Raw genomic sequence first — 19,219 nt, 5'->3', positions numbered from 1 at the left:
CCTTGACCAATCATGTCTTGTCGCGCCAGACTGTAGGAAATCTACTGCGTATGCCGGAGCTACAGTGCGAAACATCAACCTCAACACCCTTCAAATGTTTGACGCCGCTGCGCGCCATCAGAACTTCCGCCTTGCAGCTGAAGAGTTAAATCTGACGCAAGGGGCCGTCGCACAACGGATTCGGCAATTGGAAACGGATCTGGGGCAACCGCTTTTTGAACGCTTGCCGCGCGGTTTAAAACTCACCAAACAAGGCCAAACCTATCACAGATCAATCCACCAAGCGCTGGCGATCATTACCAAAGCTACGGCCGTTTTCAAACCAGACGGGCGACGCATAACCCTGAGTGTTCCGCCATCGTTTGCGACAAAATGGTTGGTGCCTCGCCTGCCTGATTTTGAGCGGGCGCACCCAGAAATAGAGCTGCAAATTCGCGCCGAGGAAGGCCTCGCTGATTTTAAGAACGACGGAATTGATTTGGCGATCCGTCAAGGCGCGCCGCCCTTTGCCGAAAACCTCAACTGGGCCCTTTTTGCCCCGTTAAACCTTGTCGCAATAGGGCACCATGATCTGCCGATTACCCGCGTATCAGACTTCGCCCGCTACACCCTCATTCAGGACAGCCACAAACACTGGGATTCCCTGATTAACGCCGAAGAAATCGCCCCAGAGCGCCGTTTTCTTCAGTTCAACCAGACCGCGCTCGCGATGGATGCCGCTCAAAACGGCCAAGGGATTGCGCTTATCCCGCATATTTTCGTCAACTTGACTGACAAAGCCCAGCAAGTGCTGTGGTCCCTCCCCGCCAGCGATAACATTGGGTTTTACCTCGTGTGGCCAAAAGACGCTGCGCAGAAAACTGCGAGCATTGCAGTGCGCGACTGGCTTTTGGGCGCTCTGCCGCCCCGCTAGAATTTGGGGCGGCTAGCCATAGTTTTATCCGAGCCGTCGGAGGAGATCTAACGACGGCTCGCCCGTCATCGACAAGCCAGCGCTGCGTTGATAATCCCGAATTGCGTCGCGGGATTTGGGACCAATGACGCCATCACTTCCGCCCGTGTCAAACCCTCGTGCAGTCAAGCGTTCCTGTAGTTTGCGACGATCATCAATCGTCATGCCGTTGCTGTCAGGCGGGAAGCTTGTCACCAACGGGCCTGCGCCGGCAATCCGATCCGACAAATACCCAACGCCGATGCCATAATTCACCGAGTTATTATAGCGTAGGATGACATCGAAGTTTTGGAACACAAGAAAGGCCGGTCCCGTGGAACCTGCGGGCAGCAAGAGCGCGGCCCCGCCGTGATTTGGGATCGATCCACGCGCAGCTTTGACGCCAAGCGCGCCCCATTCTGATGCTGACTTCCGCTTTCCACGCCCTGCGAGGGATGTATTGAAACCTAATGGCAAAATGACCTCAAGGCCCCAGATTTGCCCCCGTTTCCAACCAGATGCCGAAAGATATGCCGCCGCAGAAGCAAGGGCATCGGTGGGGTCGTCAGACCAAATGTCGCGCCGTCCGTCGCCCTCAAAATCTACAGCATAGGCGGCGAATGTTGTGGGGATAAATTGTGTGTGCCCCATCGCGCCCGCCCAGCTTCCGACCAGATTATCGGGGGCGACATCGCCGCGCTGAAGGATTTGCAAAGCCGCGATAAGTTGCTTCTCAAAAAAGACACCCCTGCGACCGTCATAGGCCAAGGTCGACGTTGCCGAGACGACCGAAATGTCGCCACGGCGCGCGCCATAGTTACTTTCCATTCCCCAAATCGCGTCCGTAGTTTGTCCGGGCACGCCGTAGCGCGCTTCAATTTCCGAGAAGAGCTTTGCACGCTGCTGAAGCTTGGAGCGCCCCTCTATGACTTTGTCATTGGAGGCAACAATGGCCAAATAATCTTCGAGTGAGCGGGAAAATTCCGTTTGGTTTCCATCCCGTTCAACCACCCCAGGCAGGAAGCCTGCATTGCGAAACGCACCGTTGAGAGTAGCTTGCGAGATTCCCTGCGCCTGTGCCCGCGAGCGAAAGGAAGCGACCCATGCGTCGTACCCTGCGTTGGCCTGAGGACGCAGCCCCGGATCCTCAACAAGGCCGCCAACGTCGCGACGCCCACCGCCCGATGAGCAGCCCGCCAAAAACGCGGCCAAACCCGCGTTCACAATCCATCTGCGTGTCATGTTCATTCGAGGGTCCTTCCGAAATGTCCTTGAGAAATAAATTCTCACTCAGGTTCAGCAGAGAATACTGCCGCGCCTCTGTGTGTTAAACGCGAACCTACTGTGGCTCAATCGGAAACATTCCAAAACGCCTTTCAGGCAATCAACCGCGGATACCGCCCTTGTGATCTTGTTTGAATGGAATATAATTTCCCGAAAGCGACACTCTGGGAACCGACCCTAGGCGCAGGCCAAATTTTGACCAATGAAGTGGGGAACAGAAAATGCGTATTCTATTTACAGGGGGTTCAGGTAAGGCTGGTCGGCATGTGTGCAGATATTTGCGCGATCAAGGGCATCGGGTGGTCAACGTCGATCTTACGCCCCTAAACGAAGCGGGTATCGACAACCTCCTAGCCGACATCACCGACTCAGGCTCCATGTTCAACGTGATGACAAGCTATGCAAATTTTGACGAAATGGAAGCGGGAACGGGCGTGCCAAAGTTCGATGCCGTCGTGCATTTCGCTGCCGTCCCCCGCATTCTGATCAAGCCAGATCACGAGACTTTTCGGATCAATACCGTGGGCACCTACAACGTGATCGAAGCCGCAGTGAAGATGGGAATTCCCAAAGTTATTTTTGCATCTTCAGAAACCACCTATGGGGTTTGCTTCTCGGATGGTACTGTCAATCCGCATTATTTACCCGTCGATGAAGACTATGATGTCGACCCGATGGACAGCTACGGTTTGAGCAAAGTCGTCAACGAAAAAACGGGCCGCGCCTTTCAAAGACGTTCCGGCATAGACATATACGGACTTCGGATCGGCAATGTCATTGAACCCGACGAATACGAGAATTTTCCTGCGTTTTTCGCGGACCCCGGCGTTCGTCGCCGTAATATTTTTTGCTATATTGACGCGCGGGACCTTGGTCAAATTGTGGACCTATGCCTCAAGAAAGACGGCCTCGGCTATCAGATTTTCAATGCGGGAAATGACACCAATTCAGTTAATATTCCAAACTCCGAAATTCTCGAGCGCTTCTTTCCAGGCGTGCAACTCAACAGAGAACTGGCGGACAACGAAGCATTGTTCTCGAACTTAAAGATCCGAGAAGTGCTAGGATTTAAAGAGCAGCACAATTGGCGCCAATACGTAAACGCGGAATGACCTGAGCAAGATAACGGCCGGATTACGGAGCATCGGGTGGCGCAGAAAGCCGACATACGGCCTGCGCCACCTCGCTGCCAAACGAAGGACTGACAAGCTACCTAAGCAGCGATCTACTGTCCGCGATTAATCATTTAATGATTGGTGCATTTTTATGTTTACTTCGATGCAATGAGGACGGACGCATCGTTGGTCATACTGCCTTATTGCAGGCATTTCCTCGCAGTGGCCGCCTAACAAATGAACGAATACAGCAGATTGCGGACTTGCTGTTTCTAGTGCAACTGCGCGCGTACCAGATAGCCTTCGACCTTATCCTCACCTAGTGCCCTCAGCGCCTCTAGGCGATGATACCCCTCGATCAAAACGAAACCTGTTTTTCCAGTCCGCAGTCTGATTGGGGTCGTCTGACCATTTTCAAGCATATCCTCCGCAATCGCCTGCAATTTGCCGAGATCAAGTGTCTTTTTGCGCTTGGCTGGAACGCGGATCTCCGAAATTAAAAAGCTCTCTTTAGTCAACATATCCCGACACTGCATCGGTTTTCCCAAATTAGCCAGCCCAATGAGAGGATTGGCCGTAAGATTGGCTGAATAGAAAATAGAGAATAATCGAAGGAGGCGCTGAAACGCCTGAATAATCCTCTCAAGACGTCTTTGAAGACCAATTCGGTTTCCCCTGTCCGACATCTATAATCAACTGTCTAGGCCCCCAGGTTTTAGAGGGCGATTCATTGGATTTCCAGCGAATGATCGTATTTACATTTCCAATCGAGTGACATCGATCCACACGTTACTTCTCGGTGTAGAAAATGACCAACGAGTCAGGATGCGAAACTCAAAGAGGCCCCAAGGTAAGGTTGAAAACCTTTCGAAACGTGCATCCACCGCAGGCCTGCGGAAAAAAATGGAATTCAAACAGGGGGACCCTAAACACGGCGATGCAGGTCCGGGTAATTCCAATATTTTTGCAAGTCGTCAAAGTTGTTTCGACGGCCTTTTGACCTTGCGTGCGAAGACGCGAGCATTCAAATCAACCGTCAAATACCTTGTGAATGGTCATTGGTCGAGGCAGGTGACAACGCGCTTCGGTTCATAGTTTTTCACATCTTTCTGCGGTCCCCGATACCAAATTGAAGAATACAGTTAGAACTCACCTCCGAACGTCAATTAACAGCATAGTTCGACTCGTCCTCGAAGAGGCATCAGCCAACGACCAAGACCTTTCCACACCCAAATTAATGAGAACCGAGATCGGAAGCATGGTTCTACTTTCCGCACCTCAAGGTCCAGCTTCAAAAACCTGATAATACTGAAATTGCCCCAACAAATCACGCGCTCTGGAACTAATTTGACTTTTACGTTCCTACTCAATCAAACTTGGGCTGTCGGTGCAAAAAGGAAATTTTTCTACTTAATACAGCTCAGTCCTCGAATTTTAATTTTTCCCGATCGCATAATACAACAGTACTTCAGTTCCAAAAGGTCTTTCAATGACCACCTTCAGTTTTTCAAAAGCCGTTCCACTTCTTGCATTGATTGCAGCCTGTGCGAACTCTGGCTCTTATTATTAACCTGTAATTAGAGCCAGTTGGGCCTAACTATAGAAATGACTTGGCCCAATGCCAGAATCTAGCAGCTCCGCAAGGTGCATTTCAAAGCAACACAGCCGCCATCACGGTAGTCTTTCAGAATGAAGGCATCAACGTCCGCGATGCCGCGGCACTTGGTGCTTTGGCTGGAATTACACCTTCGAGATCAGACAAAGGTGACAACTAATATTCATCATTACCAGAACAAGCCACTTTCAAGAATTGATCACAGATACGCCATGCGGTGATAATGGTGTCCTGCCCTTTGGACATCTTCTTCTACCGTGTCGAAACACCCCATAATTGAATATTCCGTTGCCTTGAGAAGGGATGGGAATATGGCCAAGCGATTAAAATCCGGGCTGCGTATTTCCGCTAAACTACTGATTTAGAAAAAACAAAACCCCCGTCGACGAGGCGCGGGGGTTTTAAGAAACGGGTTACCCCGCCAATTTCATGAAATCGATTAGAAAGGAGTGCCTAAAGGCCGTTCTCACGTTCCCGACTCTTGCGAGCCAATTTACGCGAACGACTAATGCCTTCGGCTTTCTCACGAGCTTTCTTCTCAGAGGGTTTCTCGAAATGTTGCTTGAGCTTCATTTCACGAAAAACACCCTCACGCTGAAGTTTCTTTTTCAGCGCACGAAGAGCTTGATCGACGTTGTTATCACGAACAGATACCTGCATGTGGTTTTCACCACCTTCCTAAGTTTAAAATTTGCAAAAAATTGCAGGACATGGTCCTTTAGCAAGCAACGAGCAAAATGTCTACAGGGTACATTGCTGAACCTAACTGAATCGCCACAAACAGTGACAAAAGTTTTCACGTAGCTTCGGCCCGCAACGAACTTTAGTGGCTTTTTCCATAAATAACTAGTCCCGTGGGCAAGAGGATGCGTTGTCAATGGCAACCAAATACACGCGTGATGCGGTCCGCATCGCAACCACTAGCGGCCTGGCGCGGCTACAGGTTGCATCAGATTTAGGCGTGGGTTTGTCGACACTGAACAAGTGGGTTCAGAAGCACACAAGTAGGTTGACCTTATGTCTGGGCCTCATCAAGATATCGAGAAAGAGAACAGCGCCTTCGGAAGGAAGTTTTTCTGCTTCGCGAGGAGAAGGCAGCGGGTAGCAATCGCATGAAGCGAAATCTGGCAATACGCGCGTGGGCTATGACCGTGGCATTACGGCGGCTACCCCGTTTACCATACGGATCGTGGCTCGCAATTCTGATCGCATGATTACCAGAAATGCCTGATAAAACGCGGCTTCAAAGTATCCATGAGCGGCAAAGGGAATTGCTCCTCCTCTCGGGATCACGCTGCGTATAGCTCTGCCGGGCAATGGACAATTCCATGATGGAAACATTTTTCAAATCCATCACGGCAGAATTAATTTGGAGAAACCGATGGGAGACGCGGCGGCAGGCTGAAGGCGCAACATTCCAGTACATCAATGGATTTTGTAATCTACGCCGCCGACATTCATCGCGGGGAGGCAAAAGCCCCTTGGCATCTGAACGAAGGGCCGCAAAAACGAGCTGAGAGACAGGAAATGAACCGTCACAAGACCAGCTCCTCCTGAATATTTCATGCGGTGTAAATTCAAGGGAGATGGGCCAAGCGGGCAGGAAAGTCTTTGAGGCTGAATTGAAAGTTCTAAGAAGGAACGATTAACCCCGCGGAAAGGACTTAGGCACTCGCAGCAGCGAACAGCTAGAAAACCAGTGGCAATGGTCGTTCTAGATCAAAACCGCGTCATATGATTGACTATGAGATGGTCCGACGAATTTTCGACAACGCACGCTTCCGCCCAAATGAAAGTGATTGGGGGCATCTAATTGCCAAACATGAAGACCGCCATCCACGTCGGGGTTAGTACCGTTCGAAAGTAAAGAGATATGGGCACGCTTGATAAAGCCAGCCTGAAAAGACGGAAGTAAAATCTATGCGCGGTGTGTCAACTGTCTTATTTTGACAGAAACGGCTTTAAGGGACAGCCAACCAAATCCGAAAGAACTTGGCTGAATAGGCTCCTTTGATCAGGACGCAAACACCTTACTCAAATCTGCAAAGCCTTTCACCTCAATAGGGTTTTCAGACGGATCCCGAAAAAACATCGTTGCCTGCTCGCCGGGTTCACCCTCAAAACGCAGGCTAGGCGCGATCAAAAAATCGACACGTTTCTCTTTCAAGCGTTCCGCAAGCACCTTCCAATCCTCAATCAGAAGGACAACCCCCAAATGCGGCATGGGAACCATATGTTCGCCAACTTTCCCCGTCGAACGCGTTTCAAATGGCGCTCCCAAATGCAGCGATATTTGGTGGCCGAAGAATGAATAGTCTACCCACGTCTCCGTCGAGCGCCCTTCAATGCAGCCAAGCACATCGCCATAAAAAGCGCGCGCTTTATCAAGGTCCGTCACATTGTACGCCAGGTGGAAGGGAGTGAGCATCGTCGTTTTCCTTTTTTTGATATGTCTACAACATCTTCCTAGCAAAAGCACCTAATCGCGCCATTGGTGCCAAAAACCCTGACGACGGACTGCTCAGCGATAGCAGAATCTGACATCCGCGGTGCCTCCAAACAAAGGGTTGTCCTCTAATGTCGCAACGTTTTATTACGCTACTCTTGGCCATTTTTGTGCCAATATTGTCAGGCTGCCTACACGCGCTTAATGTGACAGTTTTTCGAGACCTAATTTGTGCGTCGTCAGTGTTTATGGGGCCAAGAGCTACTTAATTTGAGCGAGAGGTTGGCTCATCTGGTTGGTTGTATTATGCGGCGCGTTGCCTGTGATGCAAGCGGCACGTTTCCGGTGTCTTGCATTTGATCCTTTCTCGTTGTCGTAGAATGGCTTTGTCGCGCCCGAAGTAGGCGTCGGCGGGCGTGACGTTGTTGAGGCTCTCGTGATAGCGCTGATGGTTGTTATGATTGACGAAAGCTTCGATTTGGGCTTCGAGATCGCATGGCAGGAAATAGTGTTCCAGCAATATCCGGTTCTTCAGGGCTTGGTGCCAACGCTCCACTGCCCGGCAGTCGCCGCTTGCAGTGATGAGAGGGATCTTGCCTTGGGTCTGAGGGTGATACGGCGCTCCGCGTGAGTGCTTCATGCCTTTGTCCTGCAACCGCTCGGCCAACTCTCCAGAGACCTAGCTGGAGCCGTTATACATTGCTCGGCAGTTGATACGCAGTATCAATCAGAGAGGCTTAGTAGTCGTGGTTTGTGAACAATGTGGACGTGGTCACAGCCAGAGGTTTCCAAGGCCAAATCCAACGTATCGGTCACGTCTTCTGTCCGCCTGTTTGTACAGAGCTTCCACGAGATAATGTAGCGGCTGTAATCGTCCAAAATAGTGCTGAGATAGAACCACCTCTAGCCCAGAACATTGCGGTAAGTGGAGTCCCTTTGCCAAAGCGGGTTGATCGCCGTGGTTTTGTCTTTGAACTCTTTGGCGGCTTTTATAGGCACGATCGATTTGCAATCAATGGCGTGAGATGAAGGCCGGACTGGTGATTTGGTCGTGCGCTTTTAGGACACGGTAGACTGAAGCCTCGGATACAAAGTAACTTTCCTTGTCTGTGAAAGTCACGGCCAGTTCTCGCGGGGACAGTTCTGTCTCCTTCAAGGCGAGCTTGACAACTTTCCGCCGCACCTCGTCAGCCCCTCTCGTTGATATTGCGTATCAACTGCCGGACAATGGACGGCACAGTACGGCATTCGACCACTGTCCTCGGACCAATGGCGGACAAGGTCTCATTGTCTTCATCGCGTAGCCCGTCCAAAACGATCTTGATCTTCTCCTCAGAGGAATACTGTTTGCGGGTGGCCCGCTTGATATCCTTGACGATTTTCTCGCCAGGACTTTTTCGTGTTCCATTTGTTTGTCTCATGTCCCACTCCTCAGTGCTTACGATGAGCCAAAAACTATCTCTTATCAAACCACCCTATTTGGATCCAATGGCGCTGACGTCAGGCATTGTGGGGTAGTATTTGCCGTCCCTTGTTGTCAGCAAAACTGCATGTCGCACGATCCTTTACGTAAATCTGACTCCCGGTCAGTTGGTAGCGATTCATGCGCTAATGCTTTCTAAACCCATTTTAAATTTAGCGCTCGTGTTTCACTTCGATGAGTATCGCATTGTTGAGCAACGATTGGCTGTTTATTCCGGAAGACGGAATCGCCTTATTCGTCCCCGCGAGCGTCGGCCGACCACAGGCCATCGCAGTGGTATTCGAAAGAATTGGCAGGCAGACCACCAGCCCAGAATGCCCTAACAATCTAATCATGATTAGATTCCCATTTTCTGATCCGCTCGATGGAAGTATAAAAAGGTGAAGATCTTTGGACAAAAATAAGAAAAGCGCCTAAAATCTTAGGGGCCAACTTCTCAACAACCGCTCATTTTCCCAAAACAACGGGTTGTACCGCGCCCAATTGGCAAACCTTCGAAAAGGAAGTTTCTTAAGCAAGACTCCCATGGATACCGCTCTAAAGCATCGAGATACAAAGGCACAAAACAGGTTCGGTGTGAAAAGGTGGAAAGGTGGAAAGGTGGAAAGGTGGAAACGGCAATCGCGCCTCTCCGTGAAGTGTCAAGACGTTGGTCAAATATGCGTGACAGACCTTGCTCGGCAGCAATAAATGTAAAATGTATTTTGTGAAACGGAAATAGAGTTGATCCAATGTGAGGCGAGCTACGTATATTTAGTTATTAAACGCCATTTGGGTGAAATTTAACAACAGGGAGAAACACATGCTTTCGAGAAGAAATTTCATTGGCTCCGCCGCGGCCGCCGCCGGGTCAATTTCCGTTCTACCACAACTCGCTTTTGCTAATGGCCATGGTATGATTTTCGGGAATGGAGCCGTTAAAATTATTCCAATCGCACATGCTTCTCTCATTATTGAGACACCTATGGGTGTGATTTATGCTGATCCAGTTGGAGATTTAGCCCTGTATGAAGGTATGCCCGCCGCGGATCTCGTTATGGTAACTCATCAGCACGGCGATCATCTAAACAACGATACGCTCGCAGGCGTCATGGGGGAAAACACTACCCTCATTTCAAACAAAGGCGCTCAAGAGCAAATGACTGAAGAGTTGGCTGCACGCGCTGAGGTGATTGGGAATGCAGAGACAACAGCCTTTGGTGATATCGGGATTGAAGCAATTGCGGCTTACAATACCACAGAAGACCGTATGAAATACCATCCCAAGGGGCGCGACAACGGGTACGTTTTGAATATCGGCGGCACGCGCGTGTACCTTTCCTCAGATACTGAAGACATCCCCGAAATGAGGGCGCTTCAAAATATCGACGTAGCGCTGTTGTGTATGAATTTACCATTCACAATGGATATTAATGCTGCTGCAAGCGCTGTAGCAGAGTTCAAACCATCTGTTGTCATTCCTTATCATTACCGTGGAAGTGACGGCGGCACACAAGATCCAAAAGAATTCGCCAAACTTCTAGATAGTGCAATAAAAGTAGACCAAGGGGATTGGTACGGAACGGGTGCTGGAAACGCTTAAGTCGTAGATAATCAATTAAGACGAAGCGCTCAGACAGAAACGTCTGGGCGTTTCTTTTCATTCCATGCCTCCCAATTGGTGAAGAACCGTTTTCAAGGCGGGGAGGTCTTTGAAAGTTGCGATGACTTTAACATTAAACGACTGGGAGACATCTTAGCGCGGCATGCCATGGAAAATTCGACTTGGCTGACTGCTGGCTCAATCGGCTTGCTATCACCCGTCAACCGCTGATCAAATTCTAACGCCTATACTTATCGAATTCGTTCGCTGCCGAGCCGAAGTGATAAGCCAATACGCATTTGGGTGCGCTCGCCAAATTTTGGCGTTGCCCTCAAAGAGCGCGACGACGCGCTGTTGATTCTTCGCATGTTAAATCTCGAACGTTACGATCTCAGTGATCATCCCCCTCTAGGGAAAAAAGACACGCGCCTTGGTTGATTACCGGCCGCGAGGCGATGCAATGTCCGGTCTGGTGGGGTGCCATCCGTTCTATTTACGAGCTTCATTCACATACAAAGATCGCTGACTTTTTTTGATGTAAGTCCAAGCAATAAAACGACTTGTTTTTTTCCCCTGTGCCATTTCGACTACTTTGAAATCAGCAACCTTTGCTTTTCCTAAAATTTTGTAGAGTGGCTGGAGGTTATCTTTTTTCGACACCAATGAGCTAAACCACAGGCACTGCTCGGCGAACTCCATACTCTGTTCAACCATGCGGGCGATAAAATTTATCTCGCCACCCGGACACCAAAGTTCAGCGTTTTGACCGCCAAAGTTGAGTTTATTTGAATGCCCCTTGCCAAGGTTACGCCATTTACGTTGGGTGCCCTTATTAGCTTGTTCGATGGATGCATGGAAAGGCGGGTTGCACATGGTGATGTGAAAAGAATCATGGGGTTCAATCACGCCTCTAAAGATATTCTCAGGTTTATTTTGTTGTCTGAGGTCTACTTTTAGATTGTTGAAATGGCATATCTGCTGTGCCGATTTGATAGCGGCGGGGTCTATATCGACGCCAGTGAAGTGCCAGCCGTATTCACTCTGGCCGGTAAGGGGGTACACCAAGCTAGCACCAGTGCCTATGTCCAACGCTTTGACATTCCGCCCACGCGGAATTTCTTGATTGTTGCTGCAAGCAAGCAAATCCGCCAAATAGTGGATGTAGTCGACACGACCGGGAATCGGAGGGCATAGGTAATTGGCTGGGATATCCCAAAAATTGATATTGTAATAAGTCTTTAGCAACGCCCGATTAAGCATACGGACCGCCGACACGTCTTGAAAATCAATAGTCGTCTGACCGACAGGGTTGCTGATCGTGAATGCCTCAAGTTCAGGTGAATGCGCGACTAAACGCACAAAATCGTAACCTTCTCTGTGTTGATTACGGGGGTGCAACTTAGTTTTGGTGGCCATGGGGGAGCCTTCATTAAGGGTGGTGGAAGTAACTAGCCAAACCGTGTGTTGATCCTGAGCAGCCTCACTTGGGTGGTCCAAGTTGAAAGTTAGTGCATGATTAGCCTTAGGGCCATTCGTGTCGCGAGCAAAAGGGCCTTCGCGGCACAGTGCAGCAAGTACTGAAGTGCGGCATTCGCGAAAATTTATAAATGCATTTTTCCGAATGGTGCCCAGGGGCGGAATCGAACCACCGACACGAGGATTTTCAATCCACTGCTCTACCCCTGAGCTACCCGGGCACGGGGAACGAATAAACGTTCGGGTTGCGGTGTTCTAGACGCGGTGAGGCATGGTGTCTAGGGGCAAAGTGCGAAAAAACTAATGCAGGTGCGAATTAGGCTTTTCCAACTCCGACTGAGCATCCGCAAGGTCCTCAATTTCCTCGGCTGGAGTGGTATATGTGCCGTTAAACCAACGCCCTAAATCAATATCCGCGCATTTTTTGCAGCAAAAGGGGCGGTACTTAGGATCGCTTTTACCATTACAGATCGGGCACGACATTTAGAGACCATCCTTTAAGGGCAGACGCTCGCGTTTGCGCTGCAATTCAAAATGGCCAAGCGGCGTCCACCCAGCCATAGAGGTGTCTATAGAGTCACTTTTGAAGGCAATACGAATAATGCTTTCGAGGGTTTGACGGTCTTTCTTGGGCATGGGCGCCAGATCCAATGTGATTTGCCCGCCAAGGCCTCGCACGCGTAATTGTCGCGGCAGGTCTCGTACCGCAGCAATATTGGCTTTGAGGCCAGCCGCAGGAGAGGTATCGCCGCCTGTGTTCACATCGACCGCAACGAGTGCACGCGTTGGTTCAACATACATACTCGCCCCTCCCGAGAGAGGCACAAAAGACGACAAGGCCTGATCAATCAACTCATCGACTTCGAAGGTCACAAAGGCCCCTGCTTCGTCCGACATTGTGTCCGGTGTTGGCCAATCTCGCCACGCAAGAAGGTGAGCGTTAGGGCCATCAAGCAGCAACTCGGGCGCATTCCCTTCGGCCCCCAAAACGCCCTCGGCCTCACCCAGCATATGGGCGACATCCTCAGCAATTTCTTCTGGATCTGATGTTTCACAAATCGAACGTAAAATGAGGCCAAATTTGCTTTCCCCCATTACAGAATGAGCAATTCCCAACAATTCGTCGCGTTTATCGTCATCCCGAATACCGCGACTGATGTTGAAACCTGGCGCATTGGGGGTGACAATTGCGTAGCGACTTTTGAACAGGATTTTTGCCGTAACAGGCACGGCCTTTCCCTCTTCCGCAAAGCCGGTCACTTGCACCAGAATGGGTTGACCGGGAGCAAGTCCCCGTCCCTCACGCAAAAATCCAGTCACGCCAGGAAGACGTACCATCATTCCGCCCTGCCCCTTCATAGGCCGGTCACAAAATGCACGGTAAATAGCCCCAGGAATGGGAACATTCTTATCGGCGGGGTCGATCAAAAAATCGGAGAGTTTCCCATTATCAAGGAGTGCTGCGGCAGCACGTCCTTTATAGGTATCCAAGACTACAGTGCGACCCTTCATGAGACCTCCAGCGGGTAACCCGCGCTTTCAAGCAATTGTGCCGTTTCCGTCAACGGAAGGCCAACGACGCCCGTATATGAACCATTAATCCAAGGAATAAATCGTGCGGCATAGCCTTGGATGCCATAGCCCCCCGCCTTGCCCTGCCATTCATTCGTCGCAATATAGGCTTCGATATCTTTGTCAGTGAGGAGCTTCATCCGCAGAATGGTAACGGTTTCTTTTTCCGTAATTTTATCGCCTTGGCGCAGAGCGACCGCCGTGACCACACGGTGCCGCCGGCCAGATAGACGCCGCAAGAATTCGCGGGCTTCATCCGCATGCGCGGGCTTTCCAAGAATGCGGCGACCAATCGCCACAATCGTATCCGCCGCCAGAACGATCTCATCGTCAGCGGCTTCAACGGCTAGCGCTTTTTCACGGGCAAGACGTTGGCAATAGGGGCGAGGGTATTCGCCGCTTTTTGGCGTCTCGTCAATATCGGCAGGGCGCACGGCAAAAGGCTCCACGCCAATCTGCGCCAAAAGTTCAGCGCGACGTGGGCTTGCGGAGCCTAAAACGAGCAGCATAGCTTACTTAAAGCGATAGTTAATGCGACCTTTGGTAAGGTCGTACGGGGTCATCGCGACTTGAACTTTGTCTCCAGCAAGGACACGAATGCGGTTCTTGCGCATTTTTCCTGCCATATGTGCGATGATCTCATGGCCGTTTTCCAGCTCGACTCGAAACGTCGCATTTGGCAAAAGCTCTCTAACGACGCCCGGAAATTCGAGCTCTTCTTCTTTGGCCATGTTTTCTCCAATTGGTTGCTTGCCGCGGTATCTCCGCGAGCGTGTACTAAATGCGCGTCCTTGGGCGGACTTTCAAGAACTACTTCACCAAATTGCGGGGTAATTTCCGATTTAGAGAGAATTTTCGGGTATTCCGAAACGTTCTAGCAACTGATCGCGGATTTGATCCCGTGTTTGGCGATAACTTAGCAGGCGATCCTCGCGCCCTTCGCCAAGGCCAGTCGGATCTAGAATCGGCCAATATTCAATCTCGATATGATATATGCGGGTCAAATCCAGTACCCGACGTTGGCTTGCGGGTGACAATGCGACGACCAAATCATAGCTCGAAAGGTCGTCGCCCCACTCTTGCATTTCGTCAAACGAACGACTTCGGTGCCGTGAAAGTTCGACCCCGATTTCCTTGCAAACCGCAATTGCGAACCCATCAATCTCCAGATCGTTTTTAACACCCGCCGACTGGATATAAATGGATGTTCCGTAGAGCGCCTTCATAATGCCCTCCGCCATTGGCGAACGCACGGCGTTATGATCGCAACAAAACAGAACTGACGTCGGACGCGACTTCGCCATCTACCCTCCGAAATGCAGAACGCAAATAAGGGTAAAAAGCCGACGGGATGTTGCGTGATCCAACGTGGCTTTGCCCTCAAGACGTTCCTGAAGGACGCGTGCGCCTTCGTCGTGAATACCGCGCCGCGCCATATCAATCGCTTCGATTTGTCCGGGTGGCAGGTTTTTAACCGCTGCGAAGTAGCTTTCACAAATTTGGAAATAATCGCGCACAACCTGACGGAACGGGCCCAGCGCCAGATGAAATTCTGCCGCAAGCCCCTCTTTAAGGTCAGATATTTCAAACACCAAACGCCGCTCACGAATGGCAAGCTTCAGGTGATATGGGCCAACGGGGGGTACTCGATCATCGCGCGGAGGAAGGGCGAAACTGTTCTCCTCCAACAGATCAAAAATCGCCACGCGGCGTTCTTGTTCAATTTGCGGAGTCGGAGGTGCAAGCCCACCATCATCAATATCAATTTCTGCAATTCGATCGGTGGTCATATAAAATGCTACTCGTTTAAGCTGTCGAGCCGCAAGCGGATAGACAGGCCGTGGGCCTCAAGGCTCTCGGATTTGGCCAATCGCTCTGCTGACGGGCCGATTGCGCGCAGGGCCTCTGGCGTCATTTTTGAGAGGGTGGTGCGCTTGAGAAAATCCATGACTGAGAGGCCAGAAGAAAAACGCGCTGAACGTGCGGTCGGCAATACGTGATTTGGGCCGCCGATATAATCGCCAATGGCTTCGGGCGTAAATGCGCCAATGAAGATCGCACCTGCGTGTTTGATTTTTGCGGCCATTGCATCGGCATCCTGAACGCAAATTTCGAGGTGCTCGGGGGCAATTCGATCAGACAGCGTTACGGCATCATCGAGGGTCGCGACCGTAATGACCGCTCCGAAATCGCGCCAACTTGGCCCCGCGATCTTCGCCCGCTCAAGCGTTTCTAAGCGCTTTTCAACGGCTTGAACAACTTGAAGGCCAAAATCAGCATCATCGGTGATGAGGATGCTTTGGGCACTTTCGTCATGCTCGGCTTGGCTCAATAAATCCACGGCAATCCAATCTGGATTGTTGTGCTTATCCGCGATCACCAGAATTTCACTGGGTCCCGCGATCATATCAATACCGACTTTGCCAAAAACACGCCGCTTCGCCGCCGCCACAAACGCGTTGCCCGGTCCGGTAATTTTATCAACGGGGGCGATACTCGCCGTCCCATATGCAAGGGCTGCAATCGCTTGCGCCCCGCCAATCCGATAAACTGTATCAACGCCCGCAAGCCGCGCCGCAAAAAGCACGAGTGGGTTGCAAACGCCATCAGGTGTCGGCACGCAAATTGCCAAGCGCTCAACCCCTGCCACCTTGGCTGGAACCGCGTTCATCAGTACTGAACTTGGGTAGCTGGCAAGGCCTCCGGGAACATAAAGTCCCGCCGCAGAGACCGCACTCCAACGCCAACCAAGTGTGGCACCAACATCATCTGTAAAGCTGGCATCTTCGGGCATTTGGCGCAGGTGATAGGCCCGAATACGCTCCGCCGCCATCTCAAGTGCTGCGGCGTCCTCGACGCTTACTTTCGCACACTCCGCATCGATTTCGCTTTTCGAAAAGGCGATCGTTTCTGCCGTAACCTCAAACCGATCAAACTTGCGCGTCAACTCAATCACAGCCTCGTCGCCCCGCGCCCGCACGTCGGCAATAATTTCAGCCACGACCGCATCTACATCAGGGCTGTCTTCGCGCTTTGTCCCAAGGAACGCTGCGAAATCCGCCTCGAAATTGGCGTCTTGGGCGTTCAGGAAAAGAGGCATCTATTTACTCCGGATGGTGAGGAATGTGTTTTGATGGAGCAATATAAGGTCGCGTCACATCCTGCAATGAGACATTAATACATTCCACATCAAGCCCAATGGCCCCGTCCCCCGCAAGGGTCAAAACAAGGCGTCCCGCGCCATCCTCAGTCGGCTCAAAATGCACCGTCAGGACAGACAGAACCGTGTCTTTTTGCTGCGGATCGATACCTTGGCTCAAGACCTTGGTTACGTCCTCAAAGGCAAGGATTGACCGCACGCGCTCGACAGGGCGGTTGCGTGCCTTGGCTTGCGCAACATCTTCCCAACGGAACCGATTGCACAAAATCGCAAAACGGCGTTGCGCGGGAAGCCATGTCATTTCCGAGCCAAGGAAAACAGCGTCCTGCACAAGGCCCGAGATGACCCCTAGATCGGTCGCATCAACGGCCACCAATTGGATTGGCTTCTCTGCTCCGTCTTCAAAGCTGGCGTCCTGTGTCATTCTTTCACCCGTTCAATTTGTGCGCCGATTCCGGCAAATTTGGCGACCACATGTTCATAACCGCGATCCACATGGTATACCCGCGAAACGACGGTTTCACCCTTAGCGGCAAGGCCAGCCAAAATGAGCGACACAGAGGCCCTCAAATCGGTCGCCATAACGCGCGCACCCTTGAGACGCTTCACGCCTTTAACGGTTGCAACACCGCCCTGAACGTCAATATTCGCCCCCATACGGATAAGCTCCGGCGCGTGCATAAACCTGTTTTCAAAGATTTTCTCTTCCAAAACGCTGGTGCCATCAGCCGTACACATAAGCGCCATCATTTGGGCTTGGAGGTCTGTCGGGAACCCAGGATAAACTTCGGTAACCACATCCACCGAATGAATTAAGTCGCCTTTGCGTGCAACCATCAGGCCTTTTTCGGTCTCAGTGACACTTACGCCAGCGGCATCCAGTTTCTCACAGAAAGCGGCTAGCAAATTGATCCGCCCACCAAGCAATTCAACTTCGCCGCCAGCGATCGCAGGGGCAAGCATATAGCTGCCCAATTCAATGCGATCAGTCACAACGGGATGGGTTGCGCCGTTCAAGCGATCAACGCCTTGAATCGTGATCGTCGAGGTGCCTTCGCCTTCGATTTGCGCGCCCATTTTGCGCAGGCAATGGACCAAATCGACGATTTCAGGCTCGCGTGCTGCGTTCTTGAGAACGGTCGTTCCCTTCGCCAAGGTTGCGGCCATCACGGTATTTTCCGTAGCCCCAACAGATGCAAACCGAAGTTCGTGAACCGCGCCCTTCAATCCGCCGCGTGCAATCGCATGCAAATACCCCTCTTTGAGTTCGATTTCCGCGCCCATCGCCTCAAGCGCCGCAATATGGAGGTCCATCGGACGCGCCCCAATCGCGCAACCTCCGGGCAGGGAAACAATAGCGTGCCCTAAGCGGGCCAACATCGGACCAAGCACCAAATTCGATGCCCGCATTTTGCGCACGATTTCATAGTCGGCCACGTGGTTGTCGATGTTATGTGACGACAGCGCCAACACTTTACCATCCTGAAGGCTCGAAACCTCGGCCCCCAGCGACTCCAGAAGGGCAGACATCGTTTTGATGTCAGATAAGCGCGGCGCATTCGTGAGCGTCAACGGCTCCTCTGACAACAACGTCGCAGGCATGAGCGTCAGGCAGGCATTTTTCGCGCCAGCAATCGGGATTTGCCCTTTGAGCGGGCCATTTCCCTTAACAACAATTGAATCCATTTTTTGCCCTACTCTGCCTGATTATCTTGATCATTCACGGCGCTCCGCGCACGTGCTTGGGTTTTACGTTTGGCCATATTCGCCTTCAACGCCGACTTTAATCGGTCGTCACGGGTTTTCCCCGTTTTTTGCGCTGGCTTGGCCGCAACTCGGGAAGCTGGGGCCTTTGCACTTTTCTCTACTGGTTCTTGGCTCATGTTTGACTGTCTATCCTAGCAAAGGGAGGCCGTCCAGTAACCGAGACCCCATCCAAATCTATTCCGCGAGATTTGAGCCTACATGGTAAAAAAACAGCCGGATTTTCCGCACACCGGATATGGTCACCCGTAATTGGGCGAAAAGACCCTTGCCTCGCGTCCGAATTGCGTCTAATCAGCCGCCAAGCCTCGTGCAAACGGGCTGCTGTAGCTCAGTGGTAGAGCGCGTCATTGGTAAGGGGTGGGTCCTTGAGAAAATGTTGTGTTAAACCCTTGCGTTAGCAGGTTGAGGAAAATACTAGTAGGGTATTAGTAGGGCGTATGTCCAAAGGCCCAAAGTTTATAGGCTGCTGTAGCTCAGTGGTAGAGCGCGTCATTGGTAATGACGAGGTCGGGAGTTCAATTCTCCCCAGCAGCACCATGTTTTATACATGTGCGCTATCTCGGCAAAAACAGACAGCCAGCCTAGCTTAATTCTAGAGAACCTATGGCAGCGGTTAATTGCTTTGAGCTAAGCCGAAGAAATGAACGTAACACTCTTACGTTTGTCTTTTCTCCCTCGGCTACCTACCTTGACTTCGACCGTCACCAAGCTCACCCATTTCGTAAAGTCTGAAACGGGCCTTCAACTATATTAGGGTTGTTGCGTCGATTTTTTTTACAAACAAGTTA

At 51.2% G+C, this 19,219-nt stretch carries 20 protein-coding genes, 2 tRNA genes and 2 pseudogenes; 5 read left to right on the top strand and 19 right to left on the bottom strand.

What is annotated here, in order from left to right:
- Window positions 1–64 precede the first annotated feature (64 nt).
- Window positions 65–913, top strand: coding sequence for a LysR substrate-binding domain-containing protein (locus AB9F27_RS19575; RefSeq protein WP_335586510.1), 849 nt, complete (start codon window positions 65–67; stop codon window positions 911–913).
- A gap of 24 nt (window positions 914–937) precedes the next feature.
- On the opposite strand, the gene AB9F27_RS19570 is transcribed toward AB9F27_RS19575, so the two are convergent.
- On the bottom strand, window positions 938–2,179 hold the full coding sequence (locus tag AB9F27_RS19570) for a lytic murein transglycosylase (protein WP_335586511.1): 1,242 nt from the start codon (window positions 2,177–2,179) through the stop codon (window positions 938–940).
- Window positions 2,180–2,436: 257 nt separating this feature from the next.
- Here AB9F27_RS19570 and AB9F27_RS19565 point away from each other — a divergent pair, with 257 nt between their 5' ends.
- Window positions 2,437–3,327, top strand: a complete 891-nt coding sequence (locus AB9F27_RS19565) for an NAD(P)-dependent oxidoreductase (protein ID WP_335586512.1) — start codon at window positions 2,437–2,439, stop codon at window positions 3,325–3,327.
- A gap of 275 nt (window positions 3,328–3,602) precedes the next feature.
- Here AB9F27_RS19565 and AB9F27_RS19560 read toward each other — a convergent pair whose 3' ends face one another.
- A complete protein-coding gene (locus AB9F27_RS19560; protein ID WP_335586513.1) occupies window positions 3,603–3,851 on the bottom strand; it encodes a ParB N-terminal domain-containing protein in 249 nt (82 codons plus the stop codon).
- A gap of 1,547 nt (window positions 3,852–5,398) precedes the next feature.
- Window positions 5,399–5,605: a 30S ribosomal protein S21 gene (gene rpsU / locus AB9F27_RS19555; RefSeq protein WP_082802156.1), complete on the bottom strand. Its 207-nt coding sequence runs from the start codon at window positions 5,603–5,605 to the stop codon at window positions 5,399–5,401.
- Window positions 5,606–5,961: 356 nt separating this feature from the next.
- On the opposite strand from rpsU, the pseudogene AB9F27_RS19550 reads away from it, so the two are divergent.
- Window positions 5,962–6,462, top strand: a pseudogene (locus AB9F27_RS19550) (DDE-type integrase/transposase/recombinase); the annotation flags it as partial.
- Between the two features lie 497 nt (window positions 6,463–6,959).
- Here the strand turns inward: AB9F27_RS19550 and AB9F27_RS19545 are convergent.
- From AB9F27_RS19545 to AB9F27_RS19530, 4 genes and pseudogenes are all read right to left on the bottom strand, one after another.
- Window positions 6,960–7,373, bottom strand: a complete 414-nt coding sequence (locus tag AB9F27_RS19545) for a VOC family protein (RefSeq protein ID WP_335586320.1) — start codon at window positions 7,371–7,373, stop codon at window positions 6,960–6,962.
- A 322-nt stretch (window positions 7,374–7,695) separates the two neighbouring features.
- Window positions 7,696–8,580, bottom strand: a pseudogene (locus tag AB9F27_RS19540) (transposase); the annotation flags it as partial.
- Window positions 8,579–8,812 carry a hypothetical protein gene (locus AB9F27_RS19535; protein ID WP_369758028.1) on the bottom strand — a complete coding sequence of 78 codons (234 nt, stop codon included), beginning with the start codon at window positions 8,810–8,812 and terminating at the stop codon, window positions 8,579–8,581. The pseudogene AB9F27_RS19540 and the gene AB9F27_RS19535, both read right to left, overlap by 2 nt.
- A 214-nt stretch (window positions 8,813–9,026) precedes the next feature.
- The gene (locus tag AB9F27_RS19530) at window positions 9,027–9,209 is read right to left on the bottom strand and encodes a hypothetical protein (RefSeq protein WP_335586321.1); all 183 of its coding nucleotides are present in this window, start codon (window positions 9,207–9,209) and stop codon (window positions 9,027–9,029) included.
- 440 nt (window positions 9,210–9,649) lie between these two features.
- Between AB9F27_RS19530 and AB9F27_RS19525 the strand changes: the two genes are divergently transcribed.
- Entirely contained in the window at window positions 9,650–10,456 is an 807-nt protein-coding gene (locus AB9F27_RS19525; protein WP_335586322.1) for an MBL fold metallo-hydrolase, read from the top strand.
- A 489-nt stretch (window positions 10,457–10,945) separates the two neighbouring features.
- On the opposite strand, the gene rlmF is transcribed toward AB9F27_RS19525, so the two are convergent.
- The 12 genes from rlmF to AB9F27_RS19465 all read right to left on the bottom strand — a co-directional run bounded on the left by rlmF (window position 10,946) and on the right by AB9F27_RS19465 (window position 18,547).
- Complete coding sequence (gene rlmF / locus AB9F27_RS19520; RefSeq protein WP_335586323.1) at window positions 10,946–11,872, bottom strand: 23S rRNA (adenine(1618)-N(6))-methyltransferase RlmF; 927 nt, start codon at window positions 11,870–11,872, stop codon at window positions 10,946–10,948.
- Window positions 11,873–12,078: 206 nt separating this feature from the next.
- Window positions 12,079–12,153: transfer RNA gene (locus tag AB9F27_RS19515), tRNA-Phe, on the bottom strand.
- A 79-nt stretch (window positions 12,154–12,232) separates the two neighbouring features.
- Window positions 12,233–12,415, bottom strand: coding sequence for a DNA gyrase inhibitor YacG (locus AB9F27_RS19510; RefSeq protein WP_082802157.1), 183 nt, complete (start codon window positions 12,413–12,415; stop codon window positions 12,233–12,235).
- Complete coding sequence (locus tag AB9F27_RS19505; protein ID WP_335586324.1) at window positions 12,416–13,444, bottom strand: ribonuclease E/G; 1,029 nt, start codon at window positions 13,442–13,444, stop codon at window positions 12,416–12,418.
- Complete coding sequence (locus tag AB9F27_RS19500) at window positions 13,441–14,013, bottom strand: Maf family protein (RefSeq protein WP_335586325.1); 573 nt, start codon at window positions 14,011–14,013, stop codon at window positions 13,441–13,443. The genes AB9F27_RS19505 and AB9F27_RS19500 overlap by 4 nt, the downstream gene beginning before the upstream one ends.
- Window positions 14,014–14,016: 3 nt before the next feature.
- Window positions 14,017–14,235 carry a translation initiation factor IF-1 gene (gene infA, locus AB9F27_RS19495; protein WP_039004513.1) on the bottom strand — a complete coding sequence of 73 codons (219 nt, stop codon included), beginning with the start codon at window positions 14,233–14,235 and terminating at the stop codon, window positions 14,017–14,019.
- 111 nt (window positions 14,236–14,346) lie between these two features.
- Window positions 14,347–14,808, bottom strand: a complete 462-nt coding sequence (locus tag AB9F27_RS19490; protein WP_335586326.1) for a low molecular weight phosphatase family protein — start codon at window positions 14,806–14,808, stop codon at window positions 14,347–14,349.
- Window positions 14,809–15,294, bottom strand: coding sequence for a UPF0262 family protein (locus AB9F27_RS19485; protein ID WP_335586327.1), 486 nt, complete (start codon window positions 15,292–15,294; stop codon window positions 14,809–14,811).
- 8 nt (window positions 15,295–15,302) lie between these two features.
- Window positions 15,303–16,604: a histidinol dehydrogenase gene (gene hisD / locus AB9F27_RS19480; RefSeq protein ID WP_335586329.1), complete on the bottom strand. Its 1,302-nt coding sequence runs from the start codon at window positions 16,602–16,604 to the stop codon at window positions 15,303–15,305.
- A gap of 4 nt (window positions 16,605–16,608) precedes the next feature.
- Window positions 16,609–17,088, bottom strand: a complete 480-nt coding sequence (locus AB9F27_RS19475) for a DUF2948 family protein (RefSeq protein WP_335586330.1) — start codon at window positions 17,086–17,088, stop codon at window positions 16,609–16,611.
- The gene (gene murA, locus AB9F27_RS19470; RefSeq protein ID WP_369758027.1) at window positions 17,085–18,350 is read right to left on the bottom strand and encodes a UDP-N-acetylglucosamine 1-carboxyvinyltransferase; all 1,266 of its coding nucleotides are present in this window, start codon (window positions 18,348–18,350) and stop codon (window positions 17,085–17,087) included. Before murA ends, AB9F27_RS19475 begins: the two co-directional genes overlap by 4 nt.
- A gap of 8 nt (window positions 18,351–18,358) precedes the next feature.
- Entirely contained in the window at window positions 18,359–18,547 is a 189-nt protein-coding gene (locus tag AB9F27_RS19465; protein ID WP_335586332.1) for a hypothetical protein, read from the bottom strand.
- A gap of 346 nt (window positions 18,548–18,893) precedes the next feature.
- Here AB9F27_RS19465 and AB9F27_RS19460 point away from each other — a divergent pair.
- Window positions 18,894–18,968, top strand: a tRNA-Thr gene (locus AB9F27_RS19460).
- Window positions 18,969–19,219: the final 251 nt, after the last annotated feature.

The sequence above is a fragment of the Falsihalocynthiibacter sp. CO-5D18 genome (assembly GCF_041205445.1).
GTDB classification, from domain to species: domain Bacteria; phylum Pseudomonadota; class Alphaproteobacteria; order Rhodobacterales; family Rhodobacteraceae; genus Falsihalocynthiibacter; species Falsihalocynthiibacter arcticus.
The sequence above is the reverse complement of the archived record's forward strand: the minus strand, read 5'-3'. Positions and strand labels throughout refer to the sequence as shown.